General features: G+C 73.4%; 13 protein-coding genes. 11 read left to right on the top strand and 2 right to left on the bottom strand.

The window, feature by feature from the left end; genetic code table 11:
• Positions 1–114 precede the first annotated feature (114 nt).
• Positions 115–3,885 carry a glycosyltransferase family 2 protein gene (locus C593_RS0108025; protein ID WP_018846779.1) on the top strand — a complete coding sequence of 1,257 codons (3,771 nt, stop codon included), beginning with the start codon at positions 115–117 and terminating at the stop codon, positions 3,883–3,885.
• The gene (locus tag C593_RS0108020; protein WP_018846778.1) at positions 3,882–5,468 is read left to right on the top strand and encodes a DUF5719 family protein; all 1,587 of its coding nucleotides are present in this window, start codon (positions 3,882–3,884) and stop codon (positions 5,466–5,468) included. The genes C593_RS0108025 and C593_RS0108020 overlap by 4 nt, the downstream gene beginning before the upstream one ends.
• A gap of 176 nt (positions 5,469–5,644) precedes the next feature.
• Here C593_RS0108020 and C593_RS0108015 read toward each other — a convergent pair whose 3' ends face one another.
• Positions 5,645–6,004 (bottom strand): metallopeptidase family protein, encoded by a 360-nt coding sequence (locus tag C593_RS0108015; RefSeq protein WP_018846777.1) that lies wholly within the window; start codon positions 6,002–6,004, stop codon positions 5,645–5,647.
• A gap of 345 nt (positions 6,005–6,349) precedes the next feature.
• On the opposite strand from C593_RS0108015, the gene C593_RS0108010 reads away from it, so the two are divergent.
• The 8 genes from C593_RS0108010 (at position 6,350) to C593_RS0107975 (ending at position 15,475) form a co-directional block, all read left to right on the top strand.
• The gene (locus C593_RS0108010) at positions 6,350–6,781 is read left to right on the top strand and encodes a DUF3499 domain-containing protein (RefSeq protein WP_078521282.1); all 432 of its coding nucleotides are present in this window, start codon (positions 6,350–6,352) and stop codon (positions 6,779–6,781) included.
• A gap of 255 nt (positions 6,782–7,036) precedes the next feature.
• A complete protein-coding gene (locus C593_RS0108005) occupies positions 7,037–8,455 on the top strand; it encodes a phosphomannomutase/phosphoglucomutase (RefSeq protein WP_018846775.1) in 1,419 nt (472 codons plus the stop codon).
• A gap of 282 nt (positions 8,456–8,737) precedes the next feature.
• A complete protein-coding gene (locus tag C593_RS0108000; RefSeq protein ID WP_018846774.1) occupies positions 8,738–8,920 on the top strand; it encodes a Trm112 family protein in 183 nt (60 codons plus the stop codon).
• Between the two features lie 252 nt (positions 8,921–9,172).
• The gene (locus tag C593_RS0107995) at positions 9,173–10,351 is read left to right on the top strand and encodes an SIS domain-containing protein (protein WP_018846773.1); all 1,179 of its coding nucleotides are present in this window, start codon (positions 9,173–9,175) and stop codon (positions 10,349–10,351) included.
• Between the two features lie 178 nt (positions 10,352–10,529).
• On the top strand, positions 10,530–11,756 hold the full coding sequence (gene manA / locus C593_RS0107990) for a mannose-6-phosphate isomerase, class I (RefSeq protein ID WP_018846772.1): 1,227 nt from the start codon (positions 10,530–10,532) through the stop codon (positions 11,754–11,756).
• A 102-nt stretch (positions 11,757–11,858) separates the two neighbouring features.
• Positions 11,859–12,842 carry a cation diffusion facilitator family transporter gene (locus C593_RS0107985; RefSeq protein ID WP_018846771.1) on the top strand — a complete coding sequence of 328 codons (984 nt, stop codon included), beginning with the start codon at positions 11,859–11,861 and terminating at the stop codon, positions 12,840–12,842.
• 395 nt (positions 12,843–13,237) lie between these two features.
• A complete protein-coding gene (gene ahcY, locus C593_RS0107980) occupies positions 13,238–14,695 on the top strand; it encodes an adenosylhomocysteinase (protein ID WP_018846770.1) in 1,458 nt (485 codons plus the stop codon).
• Positions 14,696–14,860: 165 nt separating this feature from the next.
• Positions 14,861–15,475 (top strand): hypothetical protein, encoded by a 615-nt coding sequence (locus C593_RS0107975; protein ID WP_018846769.1) that lies wholly within the window; start codon positions 14,861–14,863, stop codon positions 15,473–15,475.
• Positions 15,476–15,533: 58 nt separating this feature from the next.
• Here the strand turns inward: C593_RS0107975 and C593_RS0107970 are convergent, their stop codons facing one another.
• On the bottom strand, positions 15,534–16,520 hold the full coding sequence (locus C593_RS0107970; RefSeq protein WP_020610259.1) for an RDD family protein: 987 nt from the start codon (positions 16,518–16,520) through the stop codon (positions 15,534–15,536).
• Between the two features lie 125 nt (positions 16,521–16,645).
• On the opposite strand from C593_RS0107970, the gene C593_RS0107965 reads away from it, so the two are divergent.
• Positions 16,646–17,653: a stage II sporulation protein M gene (locus C593_RS0107965; RefSeq protein WP_018846767.1), complete on the top strand. Its 1,008-nt coding sequence runs from the start codon at positions 16,646–16,648 to the stop codon at positions 17,651–17,653.
• The last annotated feature ends 674 nt before the right edge of the window (positions 17,654–18,327 follow it).

The following is an 18,327-nucleotide window of genomic DNA, read 5'->3' as shown; positions in this document are numbered from 1 at the left end:
TGCCCCGCGCACGGGCGGCGGACCGTCGTCATGCCAGCCGTTAGTGTGGGGCCCCGTCCCTGACGCACCGACGCCCCTTCGGGGCGACCCCCCGGCCGGAGGGCCCGTACCTCGATGTCCGCCACCACCGCAGCGTTTGTCCCGGCGCGCGCGCCCGAGTTCCCCCGGCACGTCGTCACCGCCGTGCTCGTCTCCCACGACGGCGCCCGCTGGCTCCCCGACGCCCTCGCCGGGCTCCTCGGCCAGGAACGCCCCGTGCAGAACGCCGTCGCCGCCGACACCGGCAGCGCCGACGACTCGGCAGCGCTGCTCACCGAGGCCCTCGGCCCGGACCGTGTCCTGCACCTCGCCCGCCGCACCGGCTTCGGCACGGCCGTCGACGAGGCCGCCCGCACCGCCGGTGTCCTCACCCCGGACGACCTGCCCTACCTCAAGCGCCCCAGCGGATGGGACCCGGTCACCCGGACCTGGCACGACGAGGCGTACGAGCTGCCCGAACTGCCGCACGGCGAACCCGTCCAGTGGCTGTGGCTGCTGCACGACGACTGCGCGCCCGAGCCCACCGCGCTCGCCGAACTGCTGCGCGTCGCCGACTCCGACGAGTACGCCGCCGTCGTCGGCCCCAAGCTGCGCGGCTGGTACGACCGCAAGCAGCTCCTGGAGGCCGGCGTCTCCATCGCCAACAGCGGCCGCCGCTGGACCGGCCTGGACCGGCGCGAGCAGGACCAGGGCCAGCACGACCAGGTCCGCTCCGTCCTCTCCGTCTCCTCCGCCGGCATGCTCATCCGCCGCGACGTCTACGAGGAGCTGGGCGGCTTCGACCGCCGGCTGCCGCTGATGCGCGACGACGTCGACCTGTGCTGGCGGGTGCACTCCGCCGGCCACCGGGTCCTCGTCGCCCCCGACGCCGTGCTGCGGCACGCGGAGGCGTCCGCCCGCGAGCGCCGCACCGTCGACTGCGCCGGGCGCTCGGTCGCCAGCCCGCACCGGGTCGACAAGGCCGGCGCCGTCTACACCCTGCTGACCAACGCGCGCGGGATCGCCCTCCCCTGGGTGCTGCTGCGCCTGATCGTCGGCACCCTGCTGCGCACCCTCGCCTACCTCGTCGGCAAAATCCCCGGGCAGGCCGTCGACGAGGTGATGGGCCTCTCCGGCGTGCTGCTGCGGCCCGAGAGGATCCTCGCCGGCCGGCGCCGCCGCTCCCGCCGGGAGGTCGACGCCCGCGAACTGCGTCCCCTCTTCCCGCCGCCCGGCGCGACGGTACGGGCCACCGTCGAGCAGGTCGCCGCCAACTTCGGCCGCTTGGACGGGGACTCGGGCGGCTCCCGCCGCGGTGTCGTCGAAACCGGCCCCGGCGGGGACGAGGCCGACTACATGGAGATCGAGCAGTTCTCCCGGCTGAAGAAGATCGCCCACAAGCCCGCCCCCGTCCTCTTCGGCGTCCTGCTGCTGGTCTCCCTGATCGCCTGCCGCGGTCTCTACGGCGGCGGCGCCCTGGCCGGCGGCGCGCTGCTGCCCGCCCCGGAGAGCGTCGGCGAGCTGTGGGCCCGCTACGCGGACGGCTGGCACCCCGTCGGCACCGGCGGCACCCAGACCGCGCCCCCGTACCTGGCCGTCCTCGCCGTGCTGTCCTGGCTCTTCCTCGGCTCCACCGGGCTGGCGCTCACCGTGCTGCTGGTCTGCTCGGTGCCGCTCGCCGGCCTCACCGCGTACTTCGCCTCCCGGCCGCTCGTCGAGTCCCGGCTGCTGCGCGCCTGGGCGAGCATCGCCTACGCCTTCCTGCCCGCCGCCACCGGCGCGCTCGCCGCCGGCCGCCTCGGCACCGCCGTCCTCGCGATCGTGCTGCCGCTGATCGCCCGCGCCGCCGTCGCCGCCCACGGGCTGCGCGCCCAGGGCGGCGCCCGCGGGAGCTGGCGGGCGACCTGGGCGTATGCGCTGCTGCTGACCTTCGCGACCGCGTTCACCCCCGTCGTCTGGCCGCTGGCCGTCGCCACCGGGCTCGCCGTCCTGGTGCTGCGGCGCGGCGACCTCCTCGCCTACCTGCTGCGCTTCCTCGCCGCCACCGGCACCCCGATCCTCGTCCTCGCCCCGTGGTCGCTGGACCTGCTGACGTCCCCGTCCCGGTTCTTCCGGGAGGCCGGGCTGGACCTCGGCAGCGGCTCGGCCGGCGCGTTCGACCTGCTCGGCATCAGCCCCGGCGGGCCCGGCACCACCAGCGGCATCCTGATGCTCGGCATCGTCGCCGCGGCACTCGGCGCCCTGCTGCGCGCCGAGCGCGTCTTCGCCATCCGCACCGCGTGGGCCGTCGCCCTCGCCGCACTCCTGTACGCCGTCGTCGCCAACGGCTCCGGCTGGGCCGGGCCGCTCACTCTGGTGTACGGCCTCGCGCTGCTGACCGCCGCCGTCCTCGGCGGCGAGGGCGGCCGCACCCGGGTCGCCGCGCAGAACTTCGGCTGGCGGCAGCCGCTGGCCGCGCTGATCGCCCTGGCCGCCGCGCTCGCCCCCGTCGCCGCCGCCGTCAACTGGATGATCAACGGCGCGGCCGACCCGATCGGCCGCCGGGACCCCGTCCAGGTGCCCGCGTTCGTCGCCGAGGAGAGCGGCACCCGCGACCAGCCGCGCACCCTCGTCCTGGGCGGCACCTCCGCGGCCGAGGTCTCCTACACCCTGGTCCGCGGCTCCGGCGGACGCCTCGGCGACGCCGAGCTGGCCGAGGCGGGCGGCAGCGACCCCCGGCTGGACCGGATCGTCGCCAACCTGGTCGCGGGCTCCGGCGCCGACCAGACCAACCAGCTCAGCGGGTACGCGATCCGCTACGTCCTGGTCCGCGACGGCGTCCCCCGCGAGACCAGCCGCGTCCTCGACGCCACCCCCGGCCTGAGCCGGCTGAGCCAGCTCCAGGGCAGTGCGCTGTGGCGGGTGGACCGGCAGGTGGCGCGCGCGACGGTGGTCGAGGAGGGCGCCGACCCGCTGCCCGTCGCCTCCGACCGGGTCGGCGCGCGCGCCGAGATCCCCAAGGGCGGCGCGGGGCGCGTGCTGCGCATCGCCGACACCGCCTCCGCGGGCTGGCGGGCCACCCTCGACGGCCGCGAGCTGACGAAGACCACGGTGGACGGCTGGGCCCAGGGCTTCGAGCTGCCCGCCGAGGGCGGCCGGCTGGTGCTGACCCACGAGGACCCGGCGACCCACACCGCCTGGATCTGGACGCAGGCCTTCCTCGCCCTGGTGCTGGTGGTGCTGGCCCTGCCGGGCCGGCGGCGGGAGATCGACGACGACCTGCCCGAGGAGGCGCCGGCGGTCCCGGCGCAGGCCGAGGCCGGCGAGGGCCGCCGGGCCCGGCGGCTGCGCGCGCAGGCGGAGGCGGAGGCGGCAGCGGCCGATGCGGGTGCCGGGGACGATGGACCGGGGTACCCGCCGGAGCCCGGGCCGGAGCCGGAGTCCTACGGGGCCGCCGGGCCGTACGGACGGGACGGGCAGTACGCGTCCGTTCCGGCGGCCCCCGATCAGGGCCAAGGCCAGGGGCAGGGGCAGGGCGAGGGTGAGCCGTACGGCGGCTGGGACGCCCGGGACCCGTACGCGTACGGTCCCGGCGACGCCTACCAGCGCGGCGGCTACGGCCAACCGGACGCCGCGTACCCGGCCTACCCGGACGCCGCGTCCCCCGCGTATCCGGACGCTCCGTATCCGGACGCTCCGTACGCGGACCACCCCTACCCCGCCGGCTCCGCGGGCGACGGGCAGCAGCCGTACCCCGGTGAGCAGGGCTGGGGCGGCGACCCGTACCAGCAGCCCGCGCGGGACGGCCGTGACCCGTACGGATACGGCGACCGGTACCCCGAACCCCCCTCCCAGGCCCCCGGCACGACGCGAGGCGAGTCCGAGTGAAGCGCACGACCATCTCCCTGATCGCGGTGGCCACCGCTCTCGCTGCGGTCACCGGCGTCGCCTCCCTGACGGCGCCGGACGGTGGCGAAGGCGGCCCCGCCCCCACCGCCGCCCGGCTGCCCGTCGAGCGGTCCAGCATGCTGTGCCCCGCCCCGGGCACCTCGGAGCTCGCCGAGACCCGGTACATCTCCTACACCCCGGCCGGGGCCGAAGACGGCGGCGCGGCCCGTGATTCCGCCGACGGCGAGGCCACGGCGGCCGAACTGCGCGCTTCCGCCTCCGTGTTGGCGGACACCGACGACAGGGCCGGGGACGACGCGGACAAGAAGGGGGAGGAGGGCGAGGAGAAGGACGAGAAGGACGAGCCGGGGAAGGGCCCCGGAGGCAAGCCCGTCGTCTCGGTCAAGGAACCCGGCAAGCCCGTCGCCGCCGACGCGGACGGGGGCGACGCACCGGCCCTCGTCGGCACCGCATCCGGCGCGCTCGCACCCGGCTGGACCACCCAGCAGACGACCTCCGTCTCCGCCGGAGACGGCCGCGGGCTCCTCGGCGTGAGCTGCACCGCCCCCGACACCGACTTCTGGTTCCCCGGCGCCTCCCTCGCCGAGAAGCGCCAGGACTACCTCCACCTCACCAACCCCGACGACGCGAGCGCCGTCGCCGACATCGAGCTGTACGGCACGGACGGCAAGCTCAAGAGCACCCTGGGCGACGGCGTCACCATCCCGCCGGGTGCGGCCGTACCGGTGCTGCTGTCGACGCTGACCACGGACAAGGCCGAGGACGTCACCGTCCATGTCACCACCCGGACCGGCCGCGTGGGGGCCGTGGTGCGCGCGGCCCACGCCACGGAGGGGAGCGACTGGCTGGCCGCCTCCGGCGATCCGGCGGGCACCGTGGTCCTGCCCGGTGTCCCTGCGGACGCGACGGCCGTGGAACTGGTCGCCTTCGCGCCCGGAGACGACGACGCGGCCCTGAAGGTCCAACTCGCGGGCCCCACCGGGACGATCACCCCGGCCGGCCGCGAGACCCTGCGTGTGAAGTCGGGCATGACCGCCCGCCTGGACCTCGACGACCTCACCAAGGGCGAGGCGGCGTCCCTGCTCCTGAGCCCGGCCGAGGGCGGCGGACCGGTTCCCGTGGTGGCGGCGCTGCGTGTGGTGCGCGGCAAGGACGAGAAGAAGGAGACCGCCTTCATCCCCGCGGCCGGTCCCGTCGGCGAGCGCGCGACCGCCGCGGACAACCGGTCCCGGGGCTCCCTGCTGTCGATCACCGCGCCGGGCAGGGCGGCCGAGGTCGAGGTCACCGCCTCGGCCGGTACGGAGGCGGGCACCCAGGTGGTGAAGAAGTACACGGTCAAGTCCCGGACGACGCTGACGATCACCTCGCCGGTGCCCGAGGGACTCAAGGGCGCCTACGCGGTCACCGTGCGGACCCTGTCGGGCGGCCCGGTGCACGCCTCGCGGCTGCTGGAGATCCCGGAGGACGGCATCCCGATGTTCACGGTGCAGAACCTGCTGGACGACCGGGGGACGGTGTCGGTGCCGGAGGCGCGGCAGGACCTCTCGGTCCTGGACGACTGAGCCGCCGGGGGCTGGGCGGCGGCGGGGTCCCGGGGCGGCGTCCTCTGCTCCCGGTCGGCCCGGTGTTGTCCGACTCTCGGTCCGGGCCGGTGTTGTGCGGGGCGGCCCGGCCCTGTGTTGTGCGGGGCGGCCCGGCCCTGTGTTCTCCGGGGCGGCCCGCCCCGGCAGCGGTCCGGTCAGTCCTGTCCGTAGCGGGGGTCGACCGACTCCGGGGAGAGGCCCAGCAGCTCGGCGACCTGCTCCACGACGACCTCGTGCACCAGCAGTGCCCGCTCGTCGCGGCTCTTCGTCCGGATCTCGACGGGCCTGCGGTAGACCATGATCCGCGCCGGACGGTCCTTGGCCGCCGGGACCGCGCCGCCGAGCGGAACCGCGTCGTCCTGGGTGCCGGGCACCTCCAGGACCAGGAAGTCGACGTCCGCGAGCTGGGGCCAGCGCCGCTCAAGGCGGTCCACCGAGTCCTGCACCAGATCGCGGAAGGTCTCGGCCCGGCTCGCGGCGAGCGGGACCTGCGGCGGGGCGACGGGCCCGCGCATCCCCCGGCCGTGGCGGTCGCGGTGTCGTGGCCTCGGATCGGTCGGTGGCGGTGGGGGTACGGGGCTGTCCTTCACTCACGCAGGGTAACTCTCCCGCGCCGGGAGCGATCGCCGGGCGGCGTCCGGCACACGAGTTGTCGCCAGTTGAACGTTTCGGCCGAGGTTGGGCTCGAATGTGCGCTCCGTACGATCGATGATCTCGTGCCGATTGGCGTGATTCACCCCAAGTCGTGACCGCACGTGGTCCGGTCGTCCTCCGTGTGGTTCTCTTTCCGTGCAGGTCAGGGCAGTTGCCATGACGGCCGTACTGCCGGATGCCACACCACGACACGGGGGAGTGACCTGATGGAGAGTCGTCGCAGCCCGCTCAAGAGTGCGGTACCGTCCAACGTCGTGAGCCCTGTACGTCGATGTTCTCGCACCGCGTGCGGCCGCCCTGCCGTCGCGACACTGACGTACGTCTATGCCGACTCGACTGCGGTCCTCGGCCCGCTCGCCACCTACGCCGAGCCCCACTGCTACGACCTGTGCGCGGAGCACAGCGAGCGGCTCACGGCGCCCCGCGGGTGGGAGGTCGTGCGTCTCACCGACGGCTCCGCCCCCGCGCGTCCCAGCGGCGACGATCTCGAAGCCCTGGCGAACGCCGTCCGTGAGGCTGCCCGGCCCCAGGGGCGTACGGCCGAGGCGGGCGGACAGGGTGGCGGACGACGCACGGCGGACCCGATGGAGGTCGCGCGCCGGGGGCATCTGCGGGTCCTGCGTTCCCCGGACAACTGAACCCGGTCCTCGGCCTGCTCCTCGGTCCGTTCATCGGTACGTTCCTCGGCTCGGTCCTCGGTCCGGCGACTTGCCGCTGCTGACCCGACACACCGGATTCCTCAACCCGCGCCGCAAACAGTCGCGTTGGCACCCGGAAGCACCGCACGTGAAACCTTGCGGACACCGCGGTGCGCAAAGGTGCGATCCGGGCGGACCGGTGCGCCGCCCTGCGGGTAGTTTGTTGCGATCGCCGAGACTTCAGGGAGATGGGGGATGGGGAACGTGGCTGCTGCCGATCTGTCCAAGATCGTGAAGGCGTACGACGTCCGCGGAGTGGTGCCGGACCAGTGGGACGAGGGCCTCTCCGAGCTGTTCGGTGCCGCCTTCGTGCGGGTGACCGGCGCGGACGCGATCGTCGTCGGCCACGACATGCGGCCCTCGTCCCCCGGCCTGTCCGGCGCCTTCGCGCGCGGGGCGGCCCGGCAGGGCGCGGACGTCACCCTGATCGGACTCTGCTCCACCGACCAGCTCTACTACGCGTCCGGCCATCTCGGCCTGCCCGGCGCGATGTTCACCGCCTCGCACAACCCGGCCCAGTACAACGGCATCAAGCTCTGCCGGGCAGGCGCCGCCCCGGTCGGCCAGGACACCGGCCTCGCCGACATCCGCGCCCTCGTCGAGAGCTGGTCGGCCGCGGGGACCGCGCCGGAGCCCGCGCCCACCGCTTCCGCCGGTTCCAGCGGTTCCACCGGTTCCGCCGAGGGCACGGTGACGGAGCGGGACACCCTGGAGGACTACGCCTCCCACCTCCTCTCCCTGGTCGACCTCGCGGGCATGCGTCCGCTCAAGGTGGTCGTCGACGCGGGCAACGGCATGGGCGGCCATACCGTCCCGTCGGTCTTCGGCCGCCTGCCGGTGACCCTGGTGCCCCTGTACTTCGAGCTCGACGGCACCTTCCCCAACCACGAGGCGAACCCCCTCGACCCCGCGAACCTGGTCGACCTCCAGGCCCGGGTGCGTGCCGAGGGCGCCGACCTCGGCCTCGCCTTCGACGGCGACGCCGACCGCTGCTTCGTGGTGGACGAGCGAGGCGAGGGCGTCTCGCCGTCCGCGATCACCGCCCTGGTGGCCCGCCGGGAGCTGGCGAAACACCCGGGCGGCACGGTGATCCACAACCTGATCACCTCCTGGTCGGTCCCCGAGGTGGTCCGCGAACAGGGCGGCGAGCCGGTCCGCACCCGGGTCGGCCACTCCTTCATCAAGGAGGAGATGGCCCGCACCGGCGCGATCTTCGGCGGCGAGCACTCCGCGCACTACTACTTCCGCGACTTCTGGAACGCCGACACCGGCATGCTCGCCGCCCTGCACGTGCTCGCGGCCCTCGGGGAGCAGGAGCGCCCGCTGTCCGACCTGGTCGCCGAGTACGACCGCTATGCGGCCTCCGGTGAGATCAACTCCGAGGTCGACGACCAGACCGCCCGCGCGGCCGCCGTGCGGGCGGCCTTCGCGGGCCGTGACGACGTGACGACCGACGACCTGGACGGCCTGACGGTCGCCGCCGGGGACTGGTGGTTCAACCTGCGCGCCTCCAACACCGAGCCGCTGCTGCGCCTCAACGTCGAGGCCCGGGACGCGGCCACCATGGCGAAGATCCGCGACGAGGTGCTGGCGCTGGTGCGCGGCGGCGCCTGAGCGGCGCCGGCGTGAGCCTTACCGGTCGGCGGCGCCGGTGTGAGCCTCACCGGCCGGCGGCGCCCGAGGGGCGTCTGCCGACCCGTGTCGGCGGCCGAGCCGTCCCCGGCCGTTCCGCCGGGCCCGGGGCGGCCCGGCGGAACGGCCACGCCAGAACGAGCCTCGGCCCTCCGCCCGGCGGTAGGCTGACGAGACCTGATCAGTACGACCGTGACCGCGGGTCCCGCACCGGAGCCCCGGCCCGTTCGACCTGCGACCCGCCCCCGAAGGGACACCACCGCCATGCCGCTCGAAGCCGGCCTCCTGGAGATCCTCGCCTGCCCGGCGTGCCATGCTCCGCTCGACGACCGCACGGCGGACGAGAACCCCGAGCTGGTATGCACCGGCGCGGACTGCGGCCTGGCGTACCCGGTCCGGGACGGCATCCCGGTCCTGCTGGTCGACGAGGCCCGCCGCCCCGCCTGACCGGCCCCGGCCCGACCCGCCGGGCCCGGCCACCGATCGCGCCTGACCGGTCACGGTCACCGGCCGCCCGGCCGGCACCGGCCACCACGGCCGCCCGGCCCGGCGACGGTCCGGGAACGGCTCGCCCGGCCGGTACCCGACGGCACCCGGGCACTCGGCCCGAGGCGGCCGCCGTTCCGCCCGGTCCGCCCGTCCGGACCGGCCACAACCGCAGACCCCCCGCCCGCGTACGGCGATCGGAGGCCCCATCCCATGCTCGACGAGTCACTCCTCGACGCGCCGGACGCTCTCGCCCGCATCGATCACCGCGGTCTGCTGCGCGGCGCCGCCGAGGCCGGGGCACGCGTCCGCACCGCCGCACGGCACGCCGCCGAGGCGGGTATCGCGGCGCTCACCCCGGAGGGGCGTCCGCGCACCGTCCTGGTGGCCGGGCCCGGCACGGCCGCCGTCGGCGTCGCCGATCTGATCGGCGCCCTGGCCGGCGCGTCCGCCCCGGTGATCCCGCTGCGGCCCACCGGCGTCGCGCACGCCGCCGGGGCCCTGCGCTGGTCCCTGCCCGGCTGGGCGGGACCCGTGGACCTGCTGCTCGTCGTCACCACCGACGGCAGCGAACCCGCCCTCGCGCTCCTCACCGAGCAGGCATACCGCCGCGGCTGCACCGTCGTCGCCGTCACCCCGGAGCGCTCCCCGCTCGCCGAAGCCGTCGAGGGCGCCCACGGCTTGGTCGTGCCCATGGCGACGGCACCGCACGAGCTGGTCTACGAGGAGGGCCAGGCGGCTAGCCCGGGGGCCCTGTGGGCGCTGTTCACACCGCTCCTCGTCCTGCTCGACCGCGTCGGTCTGCTGGAGGCGTCCCCCGAGGTCCTCGACAAGGTGGCCGACCGCCTCGACCGCACGGCCGAGCGGTGCGGCCCCGCCATCGCCACCTACAGCAACCCGGCCAAGACCCTCGCCGCCGAGCTGGCCGACAGCCTGCCGCTGATCTGGACCGAGGGCGCGGGCGCGGGCCCGGCCGGGCGGCGCTTCGCCTCCGTCCTCGCCGAGCTCGCCGGACGGCCGGCGCTCGCCGCCGAACTGCCGGAGGCGCTGCCCGCCCACGGTGTCCTCCTGGCCGGCGGGTTCGCCGCGGGCGCCGACCTCGACGACTTCTTCCGGGACCGGGTCGAGGAGCAGCAGGCCCTGCGAGCCCGGGTGGTCCTGCTGCGGGACCGGCCCGTCGGGGGGCTGAGCGCCGCCCCGGCCGCCCGGGAGCTGGCCCTCGGCCACGACACGCCCTTGAGCGAGCTGGAACCCGAACCCGGCACCGAACTCGAGTCCATCGCCGAACTCCTCGCCGTCACCGACTTCGCCGCCGTGTACCTGTCGCTCGCGGACGCGGGGGACTCCGGCGGTACCGGCGCGGGAGCCACGGGGAACAGCGGACCCGCGTAACGCGCCGTCCGTACGCGTGTAACCCGCCGTCTCCGGGGGAGCCGCACCGGGCGGGCACCATCTCCGCCGGTACGCCGCCACCACCCCGCCCGACTCCGCCCGTACGCCAACCGCCCCTACGCCGGACCGCCTCTACGCCGCACCGCCGAACAGGACCAAGGAAGAGCCAGGGACCACCATGGACCGCCTCGTCAACACCGTGCGCCCCTACGCCTGGGGATCCACCACCGCCATCCCGGCACTGCTCGGCACCGCCCCCACCGGCGAACCGCAGGCCGAGTTGTGGATGGGCGCCCACCCCGGCGCGCCGTCCGGCACCCCGCGCGGCCCCCTCGACGAGGTGATCGGCGAGGCGCCCGAACGCGAACTCGGGCCCGCCGCAGTCACCGCCTTCGGCCCCCGGCTGCCGTTCCTGCTGAAGGTCCTCGCCGCCGGAGCACCGCTCTCCCTCCAGGTGCACCCCGACCGCACCCAGGCGGCCGAGGGCCATGCCGCCGAGGAGGCGGCCGGCATCCCCGTCGACGCGCCCCACCGCAACTACAAGGACACCAACCACAAGCCCGAACTGGTCTGCGCCCTCACCCCGTTCGACGGGCTCTGCGGCTTCCGCCCGCCCGCCGAGAGCGCCGACCTCCTCGCCGGTCTCGACGTCGACTCGCTCAAGCCGTATGTCGACCTCCTGCACGCCCAGCCCGAGGAGTCCGCCCTGCGCGAGGTCCTCACCGCCGTGCTCGGCGCGGACCGCGAGGAGATGGCCGCGACCGTGCACGAGGCCGCAGCCGCCGCGGAACGCCTCGGCGGCCCCTACGCCCCGTACGCCTCCCTGGCCCGCCACTACCCGGGCGACCCGGGCGTGATCGCGGCCATGCTCCTCAACCACGTCCGCCTCCAGCCCGGCGAGGCCCTGTTCCTCGGCGCGGGCGTGCCGCACGCCTACCTCGACGGGCTCGCCGTCGAGATCATGGCCAACTCCGACAACGTCCTCCGCTGCGGTCTCACCCCCAAGCACATCGACGTCCCCGAACTGCTGCGCATCGTGCGCTTCGAGGCGAGCGACCCCGGGGTGCTGCGCCCCGAGGCCACGCCCGGCGGCGAGGAGGTCTACGACACGCCTGCCGAGGAGTTCCGGCTCTCCCGGCTGGTCCTCGCCCCCGGCGCGGAGGCCGTCGACCTGACCACCTCCGGCCCGCAGATCCTCCTCTGCACGGCCGGCGCGGTGAGCGCGCTCGGCACCCAGGACCCGGGTCCCGAGGGGGGCGCCGGCGGTCCGGACAGCACTGACGGCACGGGTGAACTCACTCTCGCGGCGGGCGAGTCGGCGTTCGTTCCGGCCGGGGAACGGGTCCGGGTCGCGGGTGCCGGGGACGGCGCCGGCACCCTGTTCCGCGCGACCGTGGTGGCCTGAACCCGAGGGCTCCCCGGGGGCTGCGACAATGGCCCACCGCAACGGCCGGGAGGTCCCCGGCAGCAGGCGACCGTCGTCGGTACGAAGGGACATCCGGAACCTATGAGCGCGTCAGGCGGCACCAGGGCGATCGTGGCCGCACTCGTGGCCAACCTCTCGATCGCGGCGGCGAAGTTCGTCGCGTTCCTGTTCAGTGGCTCCTCGTCGATGCTCGCCGAGAGCGTGCACTCCCTCGCCGACTCGGGCAACCAGGGCCTGCTGCTGCTCGGCGGAAGGAAGGCCCAGCGCGAGGCCACTCCCCAGCACCCCTTCGGCTACGGCCGCGAGCGCTACATCTACGCCTTCCTCGTCTCCATCGTCCTCTTCTCCGTCGGCGGCATGTTCGCCATCTACGAGGGCTATGAGAAGATCCACGACCCGCACCCGATCGAGGCCTGGTACTGGCCGGTCGGCGTCCTGGTCTTCGCGATCATCGCCGAGACGATCTCCTTCCGGACCGCCATCAAGGAGTCCAACGCGGTCCGCGGCAAGCTGAGCTGGACCCAGTTCGTCCGCCGCGCCAAGGCCCCCGAGCTCCCGGTCGTCCTGCTGGAGGACCTGGGCGCGCTCGTCGGCCTCTTCCTCGCCCTCGGCGGCGTCGGACTCGCGCTGCTCACCGGCAACGGCGTCTGGGACGGCATCGGGACCCTCTGCATCGGCATCCTGCTGATCGTCATCGCGATCGTGCTCGCCGCGGAGACCAAGTCCCTGCTGCTGGGCGAGGCGGCCGGGCTGGAGGACATCGAGAAGATCAAGGCGGCGACCGTCGACGGCCACACCGTGACGCGCATCATCCACATGCGCACGCTGCACCTCGGCCCCGAGGAGCTGCTGGTCGCCGCCAAGATCGCGGTGGAGCGGCACGAGTCGGCCCATGAGGTCGCCGAGGCGATCGACGCCGCCGAAGCCCGTATCCGCGAGGCCGTGCCGATCGCCCGGGTCATCTACCTGGAGCCCGACATCTACCGCGAGTCCGCCGCGTCCTCGCCCGAGCCGTCGGCCACCTCCCCGTCCCCGGCCGAACCCCCGGCCGGGGACGCCGACTGACTCCGGAGGGACGCCCACCGCCCCCGGGGGACGCCCGCCGCTCCCGGGGCGGGCCCGCGATCCCGTCCCGTCCGGTCCCGCTCCCGGGGCGGGCCCGCGATCCCGTCCGGTCCCGCTCCCGCCCCTCCCGGTCACCGGCGAGCCCGCCGGGACACTCGAATCCGGCTGGAACCCGACCCCGGCGGGCTGGGGTCCGCTGCGCTGATCGGTGTAGATTCGTCACAGGTATCAGACGTCGCTGCTGATGGCGGTCGGGCGGTCCCCGGAGGGCCGGCCGAGGGAGAGAGGGCCTCCGACGGACTGTCCTGCCGGTGCCCGGGCATTCGTATGCCCAGGCCGCAGCAGAGCCAGAGCCAGCCCACACACCTCGACCCGAACCACGAGGAGCAGTTCGCATGTCGACTGTCGCCAACGGCCAGGACTTCAAGGTCGCCGACCTTTCTCTCGCCGCCTTCGGCCGCAAGGAGATCACCCTCGCCGAGCACGAGATGCCCGGCCTGATGTCGATCCGCAAGGAGTACGCGGAGGCCCAGCCCCTGGCCGGTGCCCGCATCACCGGCTCGCTGCACATGACCGTGCAGACCGCCGTGCTCATCGAGACCCTGGTCGCTCTCGGCGCCCAGGTCCGCTGGGCCTCCTGCAACATCTTCTCCACCCAGGACCACGCGGCCGCGGCCGTCGCGGTCGGCCCCGACGGCACCCCCGAGAACCCGCAGGGCGTGCCCGTCTTCGCCTGGAAGGGCGAGACGCTGGAGGAGTACTGGTGGTGCACGGAGCAGGCGCTGACCTGGCCGAACACGCCCACCGGCGGCCCCAACATGATCCTCGACGACGGCGGTGACGCCACCCTCCTCGTCCACAAGGGCGTCGAGTTCGAGAAGGCGGGCTCCGCTCCGGACCCGTCGACCGCCGACAGCGAGGAGTTCGCGCACATCCTGACCCTCCTCAACCGCACCCTCGGCGAGAACCCGCAGAAGTGGACCCAGCTCTCCTCCGAGATCCGCGGTGTCACCGAGGAGACCACCACAGGTGTGCACCGTCTCTACGAGATGCACCGCGACGGCACCCTCCTCTTCCCGGCGATCAACGTGAACGACGCCGTGACGAAGTCCAAGTTCGACAACAAGTACGGCTGCCGCCACTCGCTCATCGACGGCATCAACCGCGCCACCGACGTGCTCATCGGCGGCAAGACCGCCGTGGTCTGCGGCTACGGCGACGTGGGCAAGGGCTGCGCCGAGTCCCTGCGCGGCCAGGGCGCCCGCGTGATCATCACCGAGATCGACCCCATCTGCGCCCTCCAGGCGGCGATGGACGGGTACCAGGTCACCACGCTGGACGACGTCGTCGAGACGGCCGACATCTTCATCACCACCACGGGCAACAAGGACATCATCATGGCCGCCGACATGGCCAAGATGAAGCACCAGGCCATCGTGGGCAACATCGGCCACTTCGACAACGAGATCGACATGGCCGGCCTGGCGCAGCTCCCGGGCATCGTCAAGGACGAGGTCAAGCCCCAGGTCCACACCTGGACGTTCCCCGACGGCAAGGTCCTGATCGTCCTGTCCGAGGGCCGTCTGCTGAACCTCGGCAACGCGACCGGCCACCCCTCCTTCGTGATGTCCAACTCCTTCGCGGACCAGACCCTGGCCCAGATCGAGCTGTTCACCAAGCCGCAGGAGTACCCGACCGACGTCTACGTGCTCCCCAAGCACCTCGACGAGAAGGTCGCCCGCCTCCACCTGGACTCGCTGGGCGTCAAGCTGACCACCCTGCGCCCCGAGCAGGCGGCGTACATCGGCGTCGAGGTCGACGGCCCGTACAAGCCGGACCACTACCGCTACTGAGCCCCGCGCTCACCGGTTGCGGCCGGCGGCCTCCGCCCGCAGGCCGCAACCGGCAGCGGACGTGACGTACCAGGCAGGCCCCCGCACCCCCGTGCCGGGGGCCTGCTCCGTACCGCCCGCGGCCGCCCGCGGCGCCGCGCCTCATCGCCCAAGGACCTCTGCCTCATGCCCCGCGGTCGCTATTCGCTCCATGATCCGCACGATCACACCCCCCTCGGTGAAGAACACTTCCAGTGCGCCCCCGGCCCTTCCGGCTGGCGCTACGTCTCCCGGACACTCACCCCCTCCGGCGAGCAGACCGGCACCGTCGATCTGGCCCTCGACGATCTCGGCCGCCCCATCCGGCTCGAACTCCACGCGGCGGACTGGCAGGTCCGCGGCGCCGCACTCGACGGCGTCACCTGGGTGCGTACGGACCCCAGCGGCGCTCACGCCAGCGAAGGCAACGTGCGCGCCCACGCCTTCACCGGCACCTCCCCCGCGTTCCTCGTCGCCGTCGCCCGGCTGCTGCGCCTCGACCCCGATTCCCCGGCGACCCGCGTACGCCTGGTCGCCTTCACGGACCCCGTCCTCGCACCCCGTACCGTCGACCACTCCTGGGCCCTGGTGAACAGTGAAGCGCACGCCACTGACAACGGTCCTCTGACCGTGGACGAGTACCGCGTCGACGACCTCGGCACAGGGGCACGCCACACTCTCCACATCGCGGGGGACGTGGTGCTCGCGGCGCCGGGAATCGAGCTGGAGGACCTCGACACTCCGCCGTCCGTTTTCCCCTGACCTGCTCCCCGACCTGCTTCCCCGACCTGGCGGGACGCCGCCGAGAGGCCCCGTCCCGCTACGCCGGCGGCGCGAAGCCGGTCGCCCGGTCCGGCCCGGATCCCCTGTCCCGAACGCCCGCGGTGCCGCCCGTGCTCGTCGGCGCGGCCCGGTCCACTGCCGGTGAGGGTTCCGGCCGCGTTCCCGCTGAGGCTTCGGGGGCCACTGGTGCAGGCGGGCCCTGTGAGGTCTCCGGGGCCCGGGCCTCGGCCGACCGCTCCGCCGCTGCCCGCACACCCTCGGCCCGCCGGGCGGCGGCCGCGTGAGCCCGCCGCCCGTCCCGCACCTGCCGCTCCTGCACCACGGCCGCCAGATACGCCGCCGGCGGGACACCCTGCGGCACCGACGAGCCCGTACGCGCTGCCAGGTCCCCGGCAAGCCGCTGGGCCATGGACCAGCTCACCTGCGGATCCAGCTGCCTCATCCGGGTCAGGTACTGCCGGATCGCGAGCCACAACTCGTCCGGCACACCGGAGAGATCGAGCTCTCCGAACCGTCCGGCCAGCCAGGGCGGCGGAGGTGGCACGAAGGAGTTGTCCCGGCGCCCGGGCACCCGTTCGCGCACCACCAGCGTCCCCGCGAACACGTCCCCGATCCGCCTCCCGCGCGCGGAGGCCAGGGAGGCGATGCACGCGATCACGCCGAAGGTCAGCAGGATCTCCACCACCGCCATCGCCCCGCGTACCAGGGCGTGCCGGAAGCGGATGGGCCCGCCGTCGTCCCGCACCACACGCAGCCCGCAGGCCAGCTTGCCGAGGGAACGTCCGTGACTCAGCGTCTCCACGGCGATCGGCGTGCCGACGAGAACCAGAAGGAACGCGGCGATGGACAGGGCCGTGGCCGCGGCCTCGTCGAGAGCGAGCGACAGCATGGCGATGCCCATCATCACCATCAGATAGGCGGCCCATACGACGACCAGATCGATCACGATCGCGAGTGCCCGGCTCGGCAACCGCGCCGGATGCAGCCCCAGGACGACCGCGTCCCCCGTCACCAGCCCGCTCACCGCAGCCACCCCTCGCGCTCCTCGGCCTTCCCGCCCCCGGTTGTGGGACAGTCTGCCAAGCTGACCGGCAGCGCGCCGCAGTAGGACGGACCGTACGCACCAAGTGCCGGGAGCAGCAGCCCACCATGGACCTCGACGTCTTTGTCACCGCCCACCGTGCAGAGTGGGACCGCCTCGACTTTCTGCTGAGCCGGGGACGGAACCTCACCGGTGCCGAAGCGGACGAGCTGGTCGCGCTCTACCAGCGCACGGCCACCCACCTCTCCTTGATCCAGTCCAGTACCCCCGACCCGATCCTCGTCGGACGCCTCACCCAGCTCGTGGCCCGCGCCCGCTCCGCCGTCACGGGGACGAGGCGCGTCGGCTGGCGGGACGTGGTCACCTTCCTGACCGCGGGCTTCCCGGCCGCCGTCTACCGCTCCCGCCACTGGTGGATACCGACGGCCGTCCTCTCCACGCTGCTCGCCGCGGTGATCGGCTGGTGGATCGGCGCGCACCCCGAGGTCCAGTCAGCCATCGCCGCCCCGGACGAGCTGCGACAGCTGACCAAGCCGGGCGGCGACTACGAGACGTACTACTCCAGCCACCCGGCCGCCTCATTCGCCGCCCAGGTCTGGACGAACAACGCGCAGGCCGCGGCGATGTGCCTCACTCTCGGCGCCTTCCTGTGCCTGCCCGTGATCTGGATCCTCTTCCTCAACATGCTCAACCTCGGTATCGGCATCGGCCTGATGGCCTCGGCAGGCCGGCTCGACACCTTCCTCGGGCTGGTGCTGCCGCACGGTCTGCTGGAACTGACGGCGGTGTTCGTCGCCGCGGGCACAGGGCTCCGCCTCGGCTGGACGGTCATCGACCCGGGCCCGCTGAGCCGCCGGACAGCGCTCGCGAGGCAGGGACGGGCCGCACTCGGAATGGCGATCGGCCTTGCCCTGGTGCTGTTCGTCTCCGGGGTGATCGAGGGCTTCGTGACCCCGTCCGGCCTTCCGACCTGGGCACGCGTCGCGATCGGCGTCGCCGCCGAGGTGGCTTTCCTGGCCTACGTCTACGTCCTGGGCGGACGTGCTGCCCGCGAGGGCGACACCGGGGACGTGGAGGAGGCGGACCGGAGCGCCGAGGTGCCCACCGCGGCCTGAAGCGGCACGCGAGCGGAGGATGTGCGTGGCACCGCCGTGAGCTGCTAAGGTCCTCTTCGCCCCAGGAAGACTGTTGACACGGCCCTCGTGGGGAGGTAGATTCTAACGGTTGCCTCGGACTGGACTTGTCCGGGCGTGAACATTTAGAGTCGCACTCGCTCCCGACGCGGTATCCGCCATCCGGGAGCATCCCTCCGAATCTCTATCCGGATCCTTCCGGCTGATTTCGATCGGCCGAAATGCTTCTGATAAAGTCGGAACCGCCGAAAAGGAAGCGCGAAAGCGAACGCCTTTGAAGCAATCCCGCTGACTGGGAATCAGGCCCGAAAGAGTCTGATAGAGTCGGAACCGCCGGAAGGCCGAAAAGGCCGGAAAGCGGAAAGTGAAACCGAGGAAATCGGATCGGGAAACGGTCTGATAGAGTCGGAAACGCAAGACCGAAGGGAAGCGCCCGGAGGAAAGCCCACAGAAGTTCTGAGGGTGAGTACAAAGGAAGCGTCCGTTCCTTGAGAACTCAACAGCGTGCCAAAAATCAACGCCAGATTAGTTGATACCCCGTCCAGCCGACGTGAGTTGTTGGTTGGTCGAGGTTCCTTTGAAGAAACACAACAGCGAGGACGCTGTGAACCGTCGGGTATTTTCCGCCCGGCTGGTTCCGCTCCCTGTGATGTGTC

Source organism: Streptomyces sp. CNT372, assembly GCF_000377145.1.
Note: the sequence above shows the minus strand (reverse complement) of the source record. Positions and strands in the feature narration are given on the sequence as shown.

Bases quoted from the DNA above. Each gene is read 5' to 3' on its own strand.
- C593_RS0108010 (WP_078521282.1), top strand. From the start codon at position 6,350: ATGGAGAGTCGTCGCAGCCCGCTCAAGAGTGCGGTACCGTCCAACGTC.
- C593_RS0107985 (WP_018846771.1), top strand. From the start codon at position 11,859: ATGAGCGCGTCAGGCGGCACCAGGGCGATCGTGGCCGCACTCGTGGCC.
- C593_RS0108005 (WP_018846775.1), top strand. From the start codon at position 7,037: ATGGGGAACGTGGCTGCTGCCGATCTGTCCAAGATCGTGAAGGCGTAC.
- C593_RS0107965 (WP_018846767.1), top strand. From the start codon at position 16,646: ATGGACCTCGACGTCTTTGTCACCGCCCACCGTGCAGAGTGGGACCGC.
- C593_RS0108025 (WP_018846779.1), top strand. From the start codon at position 115: ATGTCCGCCACCACCGCAGCGTTTGTCCCGGCGCGCGCGCCCGAGTTC.
- manA (WP_018846772.1), top strand. From the start codon at position 10,530: ATGGACCGCCTCGTCAACACCGTGCGCCCCTACGCCTGGGGATCCACC.
- ahcY (WP_018846770.1), top strand. From the start codon at position 13,238: ATGTCGACTGTCGCCAACGGCCAGGACTTCAAGGTCGCCGACCTTTCT.
- C593_RS0108000 (WP_018846774.1), top strand. From the start codon at position 8,738: ATGCCGCTCGAAGCCGGCCTCCTGGAGATCCTCGCCTGCCCGGCGTGC.
- C593_RS0107995 (WP_018846773.1), top strand. From the start codon at position 9,173: ATGCTCGACGAGTCACTCCTCGACGCGCCGGACGCTCTCGCCCGCATC.
- C593_RS0107975 (WP_018846769.1), top strand. From the start codon at position 14,861: ATGCCCCGCGGTCGCTATTCGCTCCATGATCCGCACGATCACACCCCC.
- C593_RS0108015 (WP_018846777.1), bottom strand. From the start codon at position 6,004: ATGCGCGGGCCCGTCGCCCCGCCGCAGGTCCCGCTCGCCGCGAGCCGG.